Origin of the sequence: Staphylococcus sp. HMSC062H10 (genome assembly GCF_001836945.1) — a bacterium.
Classification (GTDB): Bacteria; Bacillota; Bacilli; order Staphylococcales; family Staphylococcaceae; genus Staphylococcus; species Staphylococcus aureus.
Genome location: NZ_KV830972.1, coordinates 195,154 through 212,254, shown reverse-complemented (window position 1 = coordinate 212,254; position 17,101 = coordinate 195,154). Strand labels below are relative to the sequence as shown.

Genomic DNA, 17,101 nt, shown 5'->3' with positions numbered 1-17,101 from the left:
TTCTAAAGTTTTGAAGCTCGATTATAAAACTATTGATAATGTAATAGTAAATAAAATAAAAAACCTTATAGTCTCGATTTGTAGTGCATCCCATAAAGTTAGATATTATTCTAGCTTTATGAGATGAATATCACTTTCAATCAATCCTATAAGGATACTTGCTAAGTTTAACTATAGATATAAATTTGTGTACTATTCTTCGTCAAATAATGACTTTGGTGCATCTTCCGTTTCTTCAACATCACCGTCAGATATACCTAATTTTTCTCTCAATTTACGATCAATTTCTTCTTTAATTTGTGGATTTTCTTTCAAGTACATTTTAACATTTTCCTTACCTTGACCCATTCGTTCGCCATTGTATGAATACCATGCTCCTGATTTATCAACGATGTCGTTTTCAACACCTAAATCAATAAGTTCACCCTCTTTAGAAATACCTTGTCCATACATAATATCAACTTCAGCTACTCTAAATGGTGGTGCCACTTTATTTTTAACGACTTTAATTTTAGTTCTATTACCTACAATTTCTTGTCCTTGTTTAAGCTGTTCTGCACGACGTACTTCTAGTCTTACTGAACTATAGAATTTTAATGCACGTCCACCTGGTGTAGTCTCTGGATTACCGAACATAACACCAACTTTTTCACGAATTTGGTTGATGAAAATAGCAGTTGTATTTGATTTAGAAATAGCACCTGAAAGTTTACGTAACGCTTGTGACATTAAACGAGCTTGTAAACCAACGTGAGTGTCTCCCATTTCTCCTTCAATTTCAGCTTTAGGTGTTAAAGCAGCAACTGAGTCTACAACTACAATATCAACTGCACCACTTCTAACAAATGCTTCAGCGATTTCAAGACCTTGTTCACCATGATCCGGTTGCGATAAATATAAATTATCGATATCTACGCCTAATGCTTGAGCATATTCTGGATCTAAAGCATGTTCAGCATCGATAAATGCTGCCACCCCGCCATTACTTTGTACTTCAGCAATAGCGTGAAGCGCTACTGTTGTCTTACCAGAACTTTCAGGACCATAAATTTCAATAATTCGTCCTTTAGGATAGCCACCTACACCTAGCGCATTATCTAATGTAACTGAACCAGTTGATGTAGTTGAAACTCGGCGACCTATATTGTCACCCAACTTCATTACGGCACCTTTACCGAAAGATTTCTCCATATTTTTAATTACTGTATCTAAAGCTTTTTGACGATCGTTATCCAAAGCGAGACCTCCTAATTGAAATTGCTATCTTTTAATTATCTTACCAATACTATACAAGGATTCAAAATAAAATACAAGTGTTTTGCGAATATTTGTTCGTATAAAATCTTGAAATCAAAACACAAAAACGAACAAACGTGCTTGTATTTTTATCGATAATACAATTAATTTGTAGTTCTAAGCCAATTTAATAATCTTATGAGCGCATAATTTTGACTTCTGTTCTTTAATAAATTTCTAGATTTAGACATTTTAAATTGTTCAGTTTTAAATTCTAAGTTATTATCATAGCCTATATGGACTACACCATCATACTCTAATAGAATAATTGCTGATGACACATTAAATAATTTATTAACAAATTGCACTGCATCTTTTAATTGCTGCTCAATAGGTTTATTAATATCAACAAAGTTTTCATTGTGATTAATCATACCCTTTAGAACATCGTTTAAATCCACTTCTTTCAATCGATGATATAAAGCACCATTAGTAATACCATCATATATTACAAAAGGTTCATGAATTTTCTTTATTACAGCTTGCTCAATTAATGTGTCATCTGAACCATAATAATATTCTCCAATACGATAAAGAATTTCTTGCTTAACAGGTTGAATCAATGATTGTGCTTGTTCTTTTGAGTCGGCATTTGCAGTCAATCTAATATATACTTCATGACTTCCTGCCAAAGGCGCAATCGTAGGATTAGTCTGTTTATCGATAAGATCTATTAATACTGTTTCTACTTTAGATTCACCTATTCCCGCAAATCTTAATAGTTCAGAATGTATAATTCGATTATGGTTTATAAAATGTGACAACAATTCATTTTTTACCATTGGTTGCATTTCTTTCGGTGGACCTGGTAATAAAATAATTTGTTTGTTTTCAAAATTCACTATCATTCCTGGAGCCATGCCATGATGATTTGCTAATACAGTTGAACCTTCAATTACTAAAGCCTGTTGTTTATTATTAGGTGTCATTACTTGTCCTTGTTCCTCAAAATAGCTTTCAATATATTTTAAAGAAGGCTCATCAATAACTAAATCTTTACCAACAATCTGGGCCACTGTATGCTTCGTTAAGTCATCTTTCGTAGGACCTAAGCCACCTGTTAAAATAACAGTATCATATTTTTCTAACGCATGACGTACACTTGATTCTAAACGTTTTTTATTATCTCCAATAACTTTATGTTCTAATACATTTTGTCCAATTTCATTAAATACTTTAGATAGAAATTGTCCGTTGGTATTAGCGATTTGACCTAGCAATAGTTCTGAGCCTACAGCAATAATGGCAATTGACATTTATATCCCCCTTGTATCGTTTAATTCATTTTTTCATGTATTCCAATTAAAAATTCACATCAATTTTAAATTCAATGTATCAGATGCTACAACACATTTTCCTAAAAAAATGAACAAATATTGTTTTACAATATATCATTATAAACAAATGCGTGGCTAATTTCTAAAATTGGGATTAAAAAAACTAGATTCCATATGAAACTGAAATCTAGTATAAACAAATATTTATTTTTGTTTAAAAACATCTCTACCTTTATAAAAGTATTCAATACCAGATAAGATAGTAAAAATAACACCAATGTATAATAAAATTTGTCCTATTGACAAACCAATCAATGTTGCCAATGGATCGCCTAATAACAACCAAGTAATTGCTACCATAGTAACTGCTGTTTTAATTTTACCTAATTGACCAGCTGCACTTACGAATCCTTGTTCAATTTGTAATAAACGTAAACCAGTTACGGCAAATTCTCTGGCAATAATAATGATTGCTACTACAGAATTTGTTAGTCCTAGTTGTACAAGTACAATTAAAGCACTTGCAACTAATAATTTATCCGCTAATGGATCCAAAAATTTCCCCATATTTGTAACTAAATTCCATTTTCTAGCTAAATAACCATCAACAAAATCGCTAAGGGAAGCCAATATAAAAATAAAACCACTGATTAATAACTCAATTCTTATTTCATATCCTCCTAGAAATGACACATTGCCAAATCCAAAATCAACTAACGCAAACAATATAAAAACTGGTATTAACACTACTCTAAAAACCGTAATCTGGTTCGGAATATTCATTATACATCCTCATTTCTCACTAATTTATTTCTGTTAAAATATTAAAACTAACATGATCCATAACAATAAAGTTATTAAAACTGTAATGCCCATGATTACTAATAATTGTATTGGCTCTTTTGATTTACTCTTATAATCTAAGTCTTTATTATTATTGAAAACTGTAATTACTTCGTCCCATTCGGCTTGGTTCGATGGAATTTCATCTTGATGAGCTTGAATTAATTGGTTAGGTTCAATATTTACTACGCTTGCATATTTTCTAATAAATCCTTCACTGTAATTTTTATTCGGTAGTTGATCGAATTCATTATTTTCAATATACACTAGCATTTCACGTTTAATTCCAGTACGTTGCTCTAATTCTGTTAAAGTCATTCCTAACCTTTCACGTCTACCTTTTAGCGCTTCACCGACCGTTTTCAATTCATAGCCTCCTTACACTTACTCGAAGAAACCAAAACCACCACCAAATGGATCTCCAAAATCTAAATTATTCTTACTTTGGACTGTCTGTTTCTTCATTTCTTCGTAATGTATTTCTTGATTTTCATTTTCTCTCAATTCGATAATATAGTCAAAATCTTCCATTGTACAAGTACTTGTTTCAACAAATAAATCAGGATGTTCAACGACTTTGATTGATGGTAACGTCATAACTTCGTTAACAAGCTCTTGATGTTTTGGATTAGATTCTCTGGCAGTAACTGCACCATCAATAATATATACATGATTGGCATCATATTCCCCTTTGATTAGAGAGCTACGTACAGTTTGTTTTATTAAAGTAGAACTAATAAATAACCATCTCTTATGTGCACAAACACTTCCCGCAACAATTGATTCAGTTTTACCAACCCGTGGCATACCTCTAATGCCAATCAACTTATGACCTTCTTCTTTGAACAATTCAGCTAAAAAGTCTACTAACAAGCCTAAATCTTCACGCTCAAATCGAAAGGTTTTCTTATCTTTTGCATCTTGCTCAATATATCTACCATGTCTAACTGCAAGACGGTCTCTTAATTCTGGTTTTTTAAGCTTTGTTATTTCAATTTCATTTATACCACGAGCTATTTGCTCAAAACGTTCAACTTTTTCAAGATTGTCTGTTTTAATTAAAAGGCCTCGTTTACCTTGATCAACACCATTAATTGTAACAATACTTATACCTAACATACCTAATAAACTAGATACATCACCTAAAAGACCCGGTCTATTAATTTCAATTTCGTATTCTAGGTACCATTCTTTTTTCTCTGCAACTGTCATGGTGAACCTCACCCCTTGTTTAATTAACAAATTATGATTCATTGTAATATTCATATTATAACATCAATCATAAAAACATTTGCTCATAAAAATAGTTCTATATTTTAAATATACCAAGCACCATTAACTTTCTGTATAGTTCCAGTAACACTTCTAGCATTTGGGTGATATAAATAGGCGCATGTATGAGCAACCTCACTCGGTAAAACCAATCGCTGTTGTGGTAATTCAGTTATCATTGCTTGAAGTTCATCTTCTTGCCACTCACTTGCCATATTACCAGCTACAAATCCAGGTGCGATAGCATTTACTGTCACTGATGTTAGTGCAAGCTCTTGACTAAGCGCCTTAACGAAACCTAATTGTGCACTTTTCATCGTCGAATAAATAGTTTCCATACTAGCTCCTGTCTCACCCCAAATTGATGAAATTACAATAATTCTTCCATTGTCACTTTGACGTAAAACATCAACGAAATATCTACATAATCGAATTAATTGCAACACATTTAACTGATAACATGCATCAATATCATGGTCTTTCATATCTTGTAAAACACCATATAAAGACTGACCACTTGCATATATTAAACAGTCTAATGATTTAATGTCACCAAATGTTTTGTCAATATCAATTGTTTGAGATAAATCCGCTTGTATAAAATGCACTTTGTCATCATTAAATTTGCTAGTTAATTCATTTATATCAGTACGATAATATTGCACATAAACTTCAAATCCATCAGTTAATAATTGTTTGACTATCTCAGAACCAATTGAACCAGAACCACCTAATACTAATGCTTTCATTACTTTTTAATCTCCAAACGACTATCGACTTGCTGATCTAAATTTAAATATAACGATGACGTTTCGTTAATACTATCTAACGTGATGTTTTCAACAATGTCTAACATGTCAAACACACTAACACCTTCAAAATACAATTTAGTATATTGATTAGCAATATATTCAGGTGAGTTTAAACTTGATATGAACTCACCTATAAATTGCTTTTTCAAAAGTTCAAATGCTTCTGCATCTTGGAAATTGCCTTTTTTATCACGCAACTCATCTAATAATAATTTTTTTAATTTATCTGGTTCTTCAGTAGCGCTTGTCACGATTGAAAAACTATACGTCGGCTCTAGTACAAATTGATAACCAAATGTATCATCGATAAGTCCTTCGTTTAATAAATTCTGATAAAAATCTGTTTCTTCCCCAAAAATTAACTCAAAGAATAAAGACATTTCTAAATCACGTTGTACATATTTTTGAGGCGCTTCTTGTAATGGTTTATTTTTAAAACCAAGCATTAGTCTTGGTGATTGAATTTTCATAGATTCAGTAACAAATGCTTCTTTAACATCCTCCGGTTCATCAACAAGTCCTCGTTCGATTTTGGGTTGGTTAACTTTATTACGAGCATCCTCGTGTTGTTTTACTATTCGACATATTGCTTCAGGATCCACATCGCCAACAACAAATAAAACCATATTTGATGGATGATAAAACGTTTCATAACATAGATACAAATCATCTTTTGTAATATCATATATGCTTTCTACACTACCGGCAATATCAACACGTATTGGATGTTGTTGATACATTGCACGCAATGTATTGAACATTAATTTATATCCAGGTTGTTCTTGATACATTTTTATCTCTTCTGCAATAATACCTTTTTCTTTATCAACAGTTTCTTTTGTAAAATAAGGCGTTTCAACCATTGTAAGTAAACGTTTAATATTGTTTTCAATATTATCAGTTGCACTGAACAAGTAGCTTGTACGATCAAAGCTTGTAAACGCATTTGCTTGTGCATTATCTTCAGCAAACGCAGTAAATAAGTCTTCTTCTTCTTTTTCAAATAATTTATGTTCTAAAAAGTGAGCAACTCCATCAGGTACAGTAACAAATTGGTCTTGTCCAAGGGGTTTGAATTGATTATCTAATGAACCAAATTGCGTAGTGTACGTGACAAATGTCTTTTGAAAACCTGGTTTGGGGATAATAAATAATCGTAAACCATTTTCTAATTCTTGTTCGAATACCCTTTCGTCTATTAATTCATAATAACGCTCTTTCATTATTTATCCCCTCCTTTTGTCAACACATAGATTGTATCTAAAAATGCTTTTTCAGCAACAGAAACAATATCTTCGCGACTTACCTTCTGTATATCATTTATAAATGTTTCTTTGCTTTGTGGTTGCTCTAATAATATTTGGTTATGCATAATCTCTATAATACTTTTCGGACGATCTTCAGATTCATATCGATGAGAAATGATTACTTTTTTAGCTAACTCTAATTTTTCTTCAGTGAAATCTCCTGCTTTTATTTTTTCAAATTCACTTATAATAGTGTCTTTTGCAGTTTCGTACTTATCACTTGAAACCCCACTCAAAACAAATAAATAGCCATTTTTGCCATCAATTTGTGAGTGTATAGAGTACGCTAAACTTTGCTTTTCTCGCACTTCATTAAATAAAACAGATGAAGGATCTCCTCCAAACATCATGTTAAATACAACAAAGGCAGCATATCCACTTTGTCCATATTGTGTTGGAAAACGGTATCCCATATTTAATTTAGCTTGATCCACGTCATCATATTCAACAATATAATCAACTTCTTCATCGTGTAAATGATGAGTAGAATGTTGGAATTGATGTTTATCGAATGGTTTAAGTGCAAATTTTTCACGTATTTGGTTCTCAACACTTTCAGGTTCTACATTGCCGACAACATAAACAGAACATTGATCATTATTAATCATTGATTGATATGTATGATATAGTGTTTCAGCAGTAATATGTGGGATTTGTTCTAGTTGTCCTGTAGATAAGTATTTGTATGCTTCATTTTCAAACATATGGTCGAGTAATTTTAAAAACGAATATTGTGCTTTGTTATCTACCATTGCTTCTATTTTTTTGGCTAATAATGTTTTCTCTTGGTTAACAAAATTATCATTGAATGCTTTATTTTCAATTAATGGATTCCAAATGATTTCTTGTAATAAATCTAATCCTTGATTAAATAATGATTCACCGTTTCTTAAATAACGTTCATTAACAATTTCTAATGAAAATGTAATGACATGCTGATCTTTGAATTTTGAAATTGTACTATTCACATACGCACCATATAAATCGGCTAAGTGATTATTAAATGACTTATCGGTTGGCCATTTCTTAGTTGCTCGAACTAATAATTTGCTTAATAATGATCTAGCTGTTATTGTGTCATATTCTAAAGGTGCCATAAATTTAAAAACTATAGTAGTTGTTTTAAATTTAGTTGTTGGTGAAACTTTGATATGTATATTTGGTTGAGATTGTCTACTCAAATATATAGCCTCCTCTATATCTTCTTACATCTATATTTTTCTAGTGATTTTAAATTGAACTAAGCTATTTTTCATATAATTTAATGAATACAAAATAGGTTCATCTAATTCATTGTAGTGCGTAATTTTTAATAAAATCAAACCTTCGTGTGGCGAAGCATTAAGTACTTCGGATATTCGAGGTTCATAATTTACCGCTTCAATTTCTGTATCAGCATAACAAATATTATGATTACTTTGTTCTTTTATCGCACTTAGTATCGATCCATTGCTCATTTGATACTCTGTACATGTTAATTCTTTTTTAGCAATTTTATCTAAACAATAGACGACCGGTTCTCCATCGGCAGTTCGTAATCGTTCTATAATGGTTACTGGATATCCTTCTTCAACGCTCAACAAATTTGCATCTAACATAGTTGCTGGTTGCTCATCAAAATTTAAGTATTCAGTTCCGCATTCAAATCCTGCATTTTTAATCATTTGCCCAATACTTATAAGTTCATTCAATGGATAAAAGAAAGGGGGCAGTGACTTAACACTTGTGCCCTCTTCAAAATTATCTTTAATGACTTGTTCAGTAATCAATGCCTGAATTGCTTCATAAACATCGTCGGTTTTTACATTTAATTCTCTGGCAATTGATAAATTACTTGGAAGTTGGTCACCATATTCCAATTTATTTTGCTTAATCAAATTTAAAATGTATTGTTTAACGTTATATACCGCATTCATTTCTGACATTTTTTTACACCTCGTCATTATTAAGATCTATTAAAACTTGTCTAGGCTTGCTTCCTTTTTGTGGACCGATTACCTGATTGCGTTCTAAATCATCCATCAACCTAGATGCTCTATTATAACCAATTCTAAATTGGCGTTGTAACAATGATGTACTTGCCTTTTGTTGTTCAACAACAAACAAATACGCTTCATCATATAAAGCATCTTCACTTTTCATTTCCGATTTATCCACTGGTGCATCTGGTTCCATTTCTTTTACATAATTTGCCTGTTGTTGTTCTACTACATAATTTACAACATCTTGCACCTCTTGGTCACTTAAAAACGCCCCTTGAATACGTGTTTGTGATGAATCACCATTTCCAACGTATAACATGTCACCTTTACCAAGTAACTTTTCTGCGCCGCCAGTACCAATAATAGTTCTTGAATCTGTTTGAGAACTCACAGCAAAAGCAATTCTAGATGGAATATTATTTTTAATGATACCCGTAATTACATCCACAGAAGGTCTTTGTGTTGCTACAATCAAATGTATACCTGCTGCACGTGCCATTTGTGTAATACGTTGAATCGCATTTTCAACTTCTTTACCAGCTACCATCATTAAATCTGCAAGCTCATCTACAATAACAACGATATAAGGTAATTCTGGTTGTTTCTCATCTAATTCTTGATTTTGCTTACGGATTAATTCGTTATAACCTTTAATATTTCTAGTTGATGAATGTTGGAATAAATCATAACGTCTTTCCATCTCAGCTACAATTTTTTCTAAAGCTTGAGCAGCTTTATGAGGATTTGTAACAACCGGAATTAATAAATGTGGAATTCCGTTATAAACATTTAGTTCAACCATTTTCGGATCGATTAACATAAGTTTAACTTCATGCGGCTTAGCATTTAATAAAATACTTGTAATAATACCATTTATACAAACAGATTTACCACTACCCGTCGATCCTGCCACCAATAAGTGTGGCATTTCATTTAGTGGAACAGTAATTGGATCACCTGATATATCTCGTCCTAATCCAACTTCTAGTTTATTATTAGACGGGAATTTTTCATCTAAAACTTCTTTTAGTGAAACTAATGAAATTTTCTCATTTGGCACTTCAATACCTACTGCAGAGCGACCAGGTATTGGCGCTTCAATTCTAACATCTTTTGCTGCTAAAGCTAATGCAATATCATTATGCAAGTTTACAATTTTACTCACTTTAACCCCTTGAGCTGGTTGAATTTCATATTGAGTTACTGCAGGACCAATTTTAATTTGTGTCACTTTTGCACTTACCCCAAAATCTTTTAATGTATTCTCTAGTACTTGTCCTTTACGTTGCACTTCAGCTTTAGATGTTGCTTTTTGTTTTGCAGGTTGATTAAGTAAAGTTAACGGTGGAACAACATACGACACATTCGTAACTTCACCAGCTTCTTCAATAGTGTTTTCACTTTCAACACTGTTATGAGTTTGTTCTGTTAATTGTTCTTGCTGATCTGCTTGATGATGATTTACGATGTTATTCGAACTATTCTCTGCATCAAACACACGTTTTTTTCGACTTGGTTGACTCTGGCTTTTACTTTCATTTTCAGTATGCCCATAAATTGGAATATCTCTTTCTTGAGGCACTTCCGTAAAATCACTCACATCTTTTATTTGTGGCTGTTCATTTTGACGTGCCTTTTGTTCTTCTTTAAGTCTCGCTTTTTCTTCACGCTTCAATTGTTTTTCTTGGTTTCTTTCCGACATTTTTTCATTAAATGAACCAAACCAAGCTTTTATATTTTCCAGTGCAACTTTTGCAACATCACGATGTTGATGGTTTGTTAATAAAATAACACTTGAGCATAATAATAAAATAGTAATAATACATACACCAAATAATGAAATTAAAGGTACGCTTAACTCTAATAAATAAAAGCCTAATACACCGCCACCAAAATTTGGAAAATGACTGTGTTGGTATGACTGATACACATAAGAAAGTACAGGTTCTCTTTCAGCTTTGATACCACTATTAAAATGAAAAGCTAACTGTGATACAAATAGCAATGCAATTTGCAATACAATCGAACCAGCCGTTCGTCTAGTTTTAGGAATACGTTTAGAGTATGTAATAAAACCAGTTGCTAAGAGTACTAAAATATATGTTAAATATCTACTGTACCCAAATAAATAATTAAAGAAGCTGTCAATTAGACGACCTATTATTCCTAATTGGAAAACACCCAACACCATTAATACAACTACTAAAATAGCTATGACATAACGTATCGGATTATCATTCTTCTTTTTCCTCGAATTTGTTCTTTTTTTTGATGTTGTTTTTTTCTTAGCTGTCGATTTCTTTTTTGCTTGTGCCAATTGACGCACCTCCTTATGTTACCTTAGTTAAAACGACGTTATTATATAATTTCCTATTTGATTTTTAGAATATGTAGTCCAAACAGACGATGAAAGAGGTTAGAACAATATCATCTATGTATCAATTTACTTAAGATAACAGATTAATCGTTACCCCTTTCAATTGACCATCATAAAATATAAGTAAATTGTCCATGACAACCATTATATTTCGGTGACTTGTTCTGACCTCTTTTATGTTAATGACTTTTTGATTAAATTTCAGAAATTACTGGAATAATCATAGGACGACGTTTTGTACTTTCGAATAATAGTTTACTAATTTGATCACGCATATTTTGCTTAATTTCAGACCATTCTATGCGTTTTTCTTGTAAACCAGCTTCTACTATTTCACGTACTTTCTCTTCTGCTTCACGTAATAAGTCTTCACTTTCACGTACATATACAAATCCACGAGATTGAATTTCAGGTCCTGCAGCTATACGTCTATTTTTAGGATCTAACGTTACTACAGCAATAAAGATACCATCTTCTGCTAAAAGATGACGGTCTCTCAATACGATATTTCCTACATCCCCAATACCAATACCATCTATTAAAATATTTCCTGAATTTACCTTTTCATTTAATATCATATCTTTACCGTTGTAATTAATGACATCTCCTTTTTCCACAAGGAAAATCTTTTCTGGTGCAACACCTGCTTCAGATGCTAGCTTCGCATGTGCTATCTGCATTTTAAATTCACCTTGTACAGGAATAAAGTATTCAGGTTTCATAATATTAATCATCATTTTTAATTCTTCCATGCAACCATGACTTGAAGCATGAATCTTCTTGTTATTTGGAATAATATGTGCGCCAGCACGTACAAGCTCATTTAATGTATTCGCAATGATAACTTCCATATTAGCAGAAGCCGTAATTGCTAAAAATACAGAATCGCCTTCTTCGATATTCATAATTTTATGCTTATGTTGCGCCATTTGACTTAAGGCTTCTACAGGTTCTCCTTGCATACCAGTAGCTATAATTATCACTTCATTTTTAGGATAATTATCAACTTCTGTTATAGGAATTAGCAAATCTTTAGGAATGTCGAAATACCCCATTTTACGAGCAATATTAAATGAACTTTCAAGTGATCTTCCTAAAAATGACACTTTACGATTTAGCTTGCTAGCAATATTTAAAACTTGCTGAATACGTATAAAGTTCGAAGCATAACATGAAACAATCAAGCGACCTCGCACTTTTGCAAAAGCATCATACATATGATGTTCAATCACATTTTCCGGAGTATTATATCCAGGTTTCTCTGCCTCAGTCGAATCACTGATTAAGACAAATACGCCTTCTTCACCAATCTCTGCCATACGTTTAATATCTGGTGCATAATGTCCATGTAAACTTTGGTCAAACTTAAATTCACCTGTATACACAATGGCACCATATGACGTGTGAATACAAACACCTAAACTATCAGGAATACTGTGTGTCGTATTAAAGAAACTAATATTCACGTTTTTGAATCTCATAATTGAATCATTATTAACTGTGTAGTAGCGAACTTTTTTATCAATATTACGGGCTTTCATATTTTCTTTAATTAACGCTATTGTCAATTTAGATCCATATACTGGTGCATCTAATTGTTCTAAAACATAACTCACTGCACCAATCGCGTGCTCATGTCCGTGTGTAAGGAATATACCCTTCAATTTATCTTTATTTTCAAGTACGTATGAAATATCTGGTATAACAATATCAATACCTAGCATTTCGTCTTCTGGAAACATAAGTCCAGCATCTAACATAAACATTTCATCGTCTACTTCAACGATATACATATTTTTAGCAATTTCGCCAACACCGCCTAATGGTATAATGCGAATATCTTTATTCTTTTTCTTTATTAAACTCAAAATCTTACCTCCTAAATTTGTTACCCGTCCATATATAAACTCACTATTCATTATAAGTTAAAAAAGACTTGATGTACACTATTAATCACTATACATACAGGATAATTAACAGTTGCACACAAAATAATAAAGCGTTTTAAAATGTTCAATACAACAAATTCAAAATGGATCACTTCGTAAAAAATGGCATAAAAAAATCACATGACGATACATTGTCGTCATATGACTTTAAATATTATTCTTCTAATGCTCTGTGTGATGCATTTACTCGACCTTGTTTATCAATTTCAGTAATCTTAACTTCAATTGTGTCACCGATTTTTAAAACATCTTCCACTTTTTCAATTCTATTTTTTGAAATTTGTGAAATGTGAAGCAACGCATCTTTACCTGGGAATAGGCCTACAAACGCACCGTATTTTTCAATACGTTTAACAGTGGCTTGATAAGTTTGACCTACTTCCGCTTCACGTGTAATTTCCTCAATGATTTCACGAGCACGATTTATCATAGCTTGATCAACGGCCCCAATAAAGATAGTACCATCTTGTTCAATATCTAATTTAACGCCTGTTTCATCAATAATTTCGTTAATTTTTTTACCACCAGGTCCGATAACATCTCTAATCTTATCTGGTTTAATTGTCATAGTTACAACTTTTGGCGCGTAAGCACTTAATTCAGTACGTGGTTGATCAATTGTTTGTAACATATGATTCATTATTTCTAAACGACCACGTCTCGCTTGTTCTAGAGCCTCTTCGATAATTTCACGTGTTAAACCGTCAATTTTAATATCCATTTGGATTGCTGTAATACCTTCTTTAGTACCAGCGACTTTAAAGTCCATATCACCTAATGCATCTTCCATACCTTGGATATCAGTTAAAATCGTATAGCTATCTTCACGTGTAACAAGGCCCATAGCAATACCAGCAACTGGTGCTTTAATCGGTACGCCCGCATCCATTAATGCTAATGTTGATCCACAAATTGACGCTTGAGATGATGAACCGTTTGATTCAAGTACCTCACTTACAATACGAATTGTATATGGGAAATCAGCAGTATCAGGAATAATATATTTTAATGCTCTTTCACCTAACGCACCATGTCCAATTTCACGACGACCTGGCGCACGTACTGGACCAGTTTCACCTACTGAAAAATTCGGGAAGTTATAATGATGCATGAATCTTTTTTCTTCTTCAGGTCCTAAACCATCAATTAATTGATAATCGCCTAAAGCACCTAACGTTAAAACTGAAAGTGCTTGAGTCTGACCGCGTGTAAATAGACCTGAACCATGCGTTCTAGGTAAAATACCAACTTCAGAATCTAATGGACGGATTTCATCAGGTTTACGGCCGTCTGGTCTGATTTTTTCATCTGCAATTAAACGTCGAACTTCTTCTTTCACTAATTCATTTAAAATTGCATAAACTTCTTTAATAAGTAATTCATTCTCTGGATCTTCTTCATCGATAAATTCATTGACGATTTCTTCTTTTAAATTATCAAGATTTTCATCTCGTTGTTGTTTATCAAATGTTAAAACTGTTTCTTTAAGTCCCTTTTCTTCGGTTAATGATTTTACACGTTCAACTAGCGCTTCATCACGCTCTGCTGGAATAAATTCTTGTTTAACAGGTTGAATGTGGTCGACGATTTGTTGTTGGAAATCAACTAAACGTTGAATCTCTTCATGACCAAAGAAAATCGCCTCTAACATTTCTTGTTCAGTAATCTCACTAGCGCCTGCCTCTACCATGTTTACTGCATCTTTATGACCTGCTACTTCAAGGTCTAAACGAGAAACTTCTTTTTCTTCTACTGTTGGGTTAATGATATATTTACCATCAATATAACCCACATTTACACCGGCGATTGGCCCTTGGAATGGAATATCCGACACACTAAGCGCCATAGATGAACCAATCATTGCAGCCATTTGTGGTGAACAATCAGGATCTGCACTTAATACCATGTTCATAATTTGAACATCATGCTTATATCCTTTAGGGAATAAAGGTCTAATTGGTCTATCAATTAATCGCGCAGTTAATGTTGCATCGTCACCAGGACGTCCTTCTCTCTTTTTAAATCCACCAGGAATTTTACCCGCAGCGTACATTTTTTCTTCATAGTTCACTGTTAATGGGAAGAAATCTCCATCACGAGGTTCTTTTGATGCAGTTGCCGTCGATAACACGACTGTATCTCCATAACGAACCAATACAGCGCCATTTGCTTGTTTAGCTAATTGCCCTGTTTCAATCGTTAAAGATCTTCCTGCCCATTCAGTTTTAAAAACTTTCTTTTCTTGAGACATTATAAATCTCCTCTCTTGAATCTAATAGTTATATCATATCATTTATTATCGTATTTTAATATTAGTTATAAAATATTGAATTGGAAAAAAGAGAGCGGGATATCCATCTATTATTTACAAAATAGACTTATCGTCCCACCCTTATCAGTATAAATATAAGTTATATTTTTTAAAAAACATACTTTATTTTTAATATCTTGATTATTACTCTAGGTGTACTTATATCATCTTTATCTCATTGTAACCTTATTATTCACTCAATATTAGCTTAACATATAATAAATGTTAATATTTGTAAAAAGCTTTTTTAATATAAATTAAGGTTGGAACATAAATATGCCCCAACCTCAAAGACGTTATATTAAGATTAACGACGGATACCAAGTGATTTAATTAATTCACGGTAACGTTGAATATCTTTACTACGTAAGTAGTTTAATAAATGTCTACGACGACCTACCATTTTTAATAATCCACGACGTGAATGGTGGTCTTTTTTGTGTGTACGTAAGTGTTCGTTTACTGCGTTGATTTCTGCAGTAAGTACAGCGATTTGTACTTCTGGTGAACCAGTATCAGTTTCGTGTACACGGTATTCTTTAATGATTTCGTTTTTACGTTCTTGTGAAATTGCCATAATCAATTTCCTCCTTAAAATGTTTGAATACTCCTTAATCTGAGTTAGGCGTTGGAGATTCGACCTACTAAGAAAAAGGTGTGGTATAGATTGTTTATATAACTATACGCAACTCTAGATATTATAAGCTACTTCATCACCAAAATCAACTGCTAATAAATATTTAGCACGCGATTTATCATCGTTCATTTGTTTAACTAATGGGTCGATACCATCAAATTTAATCTCAGGACGTAAGAAATGATGCCAATTCACGGTCACTCGTTCACCATAAATATTATCCTCAAAGTCAAAGATATTCACTTCGATGACAACTTCTGCTTTGTTAGGATCATGAAATGTTGGCTTTACACCTATGTTAGCTACCCCTCGATATAATTTATTTTCAGTGCCGATTTCAATACTAACGGCATAAACACCTTTACGAGGCAACAAATAATCATCACTAGGTTGAATGTTAGCTGTTGGGAAGCCAATAGTTCTTCCCCTTTTTTCACCTTGCACTACAGTGCCTTTAATAGAATATATATAGCCTAAAGCATCATTCGCTTTTTGCAACTCACCATTGATTAAATCTTGACGAATAGAAGTTGTAGAAATTTTTTCATTTTCAATTTCTTGTTTACTCACAATTGTCGTATTAAACGCATCATATTCTTGAAGAACAGTCATATTACCTTTTCCAAATTTACCAAAAGTAAAATCAAAACCAGCAATGACTTCTTTTACATTATTTTTAATTATATAATTTTCAACAAAATCTTCTACGCTCACATTAGCAAACCTAGATGAAAAATTAACCACTATACAATAATCAATATCATGTTGGCTAATTTTTTCGATTTTATCTGAAAGTGGCGTTAAATACGTTGTTCGTTTTCTTTTAGGATTCAACACGACAGACGGATGCGGATCAAATGTCATCACCGCTTTTTTTAAACTGCGTGCCTCAGCTATTTCGTTTAATATATCAAAGACTTTGTCATGACCTTTATGCATGCCATCGAAAAATCCGAATGCCATTGCAACATCCTCTGTAATATACTGTTTAGATTGTATAGGATGTGTCACTTCTATGACTTTCATAAATTCTATCTC

At 32.6% G+C, this 17,101-nt stretch carries 14 protein-coding genes; all 14 read right to left on the bottom strand.

Going from position 1 to position 17,101, the window contains the following annotated elements:
- Positions 1–192 precede the first annotated feature (192 nt).
- The 14 genes from recA to ribF all read right to left on the bottom strand — a co-directional run bounded on the left by recA (position 193) and on the right by ribF (position 17,089).
- The gene (recA, locus tag HMPREF2658_RS03670; RefSeq protein WP_000368166.1) at positions 193–1,236 is read right to left on the bottom strand and encodes a recombinase RecA; all 1,044 of its coding nucleotides are present in this window, start codon (positions 1,234–1,236) and stop codon (positions 193–195) included.
- 164 nt (positions 1,237–1,400) lie between these two features.
- The gene (locus HMPREF2658_RS03665) at positions 1,401–2,552 is read right to left on the bottom strand and encodes a CinA family nicotinamide mononucleotide deamidase-related protein (protein ID WP_000020365.1); all 1,152 of its coding nucleotides are present in this window, start codon (positions 2,550–2,552) and stop codon (positions 1,401–1,403) included.
- 225 nt (positions 2,553–2,777) lie between these two features.
- On the bottom strand, positions 2,778–3,356 hold the full coding sequence (pgsA, locus tag HMPREF2658_RS03660) for a CDP-diacylglycerol--glycerol-3-phosphate 3-phosphatidyltransferase (RefSeq protein WP_001025090.1): 579 nt from the start codon (positions 3,354–3,356) through the stop codon (positions 2,778–2,780).
- Between the two features lie 33 nt (positions 3,357–3,389).
- Positions 3,390–3,782: a helix-turn-helix domain-containing protein gene (locus HMPREF2658_RS03655; RefSeq protein ID WP_000859445.1), complete on the bottom strand. Its 393-nt coding sequence runs from the start codon at positions 3,780–3,782 to the stop codon at positions 3,390–3,392.
- Positions 3,783–3,800: 18 nt separating this feature from the next.
- Positions 3,801–4,628 (bottom strand): YmfK family protein, encoded by an 828-nt coding sequence (locus tag HMPREF2658_RS03650; protein WP_000214890.1) that lies wholly within the window; start codon positions 4,626–4,628, stop codon positions 3,801–3,803.
- A gap of 104 nt (positions 4,629–4,732) precedes the next feature.
- Entirely contained in the window at positions 4,733–5,437 is a 705-nt protein-coding gene (gene ymfI / locus HMPREF2658_RS03645) for an elongation factor P 5-aminopentanone reductase (RefSeq protein WP_000646222.1), read from the bottom strand.
- On the bottom strand, positions 5,437–6,723 hold the full coding sequence (gene yfmH, locus HMPREF2658_RS03640; protein ID WP_000664766.1) for an EF-P 5-aminopentanol modification-associated protein YfmH: 1,287 nt from the start codon (positions 6,721–6,723) through the stop codon (positions 5,437–5,439). Before yfmH ends, ymfI begins: the two co-directional genes overlap by 1 nt.
- The gene (gene yfmF / locus HMPREF2658_RS03635) at positions 6,723–7,988 is read right to left on the bottom strand and encodes an EF-P 5-aminopentanol modification-associated protein YfmF (RefSeq protein WP_000089944.1); all 1,266 of its coding nucleotides are present in this window, start codon (positions 7,986–7,988) and stop codon (positions 6,723–6,725) included. The genes yfmH and yfmF overlap by 1 nt, the downstream gene beginning before the upstream one ends.
- Positions 7,989–8,018: 30 nt before the next feature.
- On the bottom strand, positions 8,019–8,732 hold the full coding sequence (locus HMPREF2658_RS03630) for a GntR family transcriptional regulator (protein ID WP_001293306.1): 714 nt from the start codon (positions 8,730–8,732) through the stop codon (positions 8,019–8,021).
- Positions 8,733–8,736: 4 nt separating this feature from the next.
- Positions 8,737–11,106 (bottom strand): FtsK/SpoIIIE family DNA translocase, encoded by a 2,370-nt coding sequence (locus tag HMPREF2658_RS03625; RefSeq protein ID WP_000035754.1) that lies wholly within the window; start codon positions 11,104–11,106, stop codon positions 8,737–8,739.
- A 254-nt stretch (positions 11,107–11,360) separates the two neighbouring features.
- A complete protein-coding gene (gene rnjB, locus HMPREF2658_RS03620) occupies positions 11,361–13,034 on the bottom strand; it encodes a ribonuclease J2 (protein ID WP_000052594.1) in 1,674 nt (557 codons plus the stop codon).
- A gap of 235 nt (positions 13,035–13,269) precedes the next feature.
- A complete protein-coding gene (pnp, locus tag HMPREF2658_RS03615) occupies positions 13,270–15,366 on the bottom strand; it encodes a polyribonucleotide nucleotidyltransferase (RefSeq protein ID WP_000076690.1) in 2,097 nt (698 codons plus the stop codon).
- Positions 15,367–15,733: 367 nt separating this feature from the next.
- Entirely contained in the window at positions 15,734–16,003 is a 270-nt protein-coding gene (gene rpsO, locus HMPREF2658_RS03610) for a 30S ribosomal protein S15 (RefSeq protein ID WP_001018328.1), read from the bottom strand.
- Between the two features lie 114 nt (positions 16,004–16,117).
- Complete coding sequence (ribF, locus tag HMPREF2658_RS03605; protein WP_000864185.1) at positions 16,118–17,089, bottom strand: riboflavin biosynthesis protein RibF; 972 nt, start codon at positions 17,087–17,089, stop codon at positions 16,118–16,120.
- Positions 17,090–17,101 lie beyond the last annotated feature (12 nt).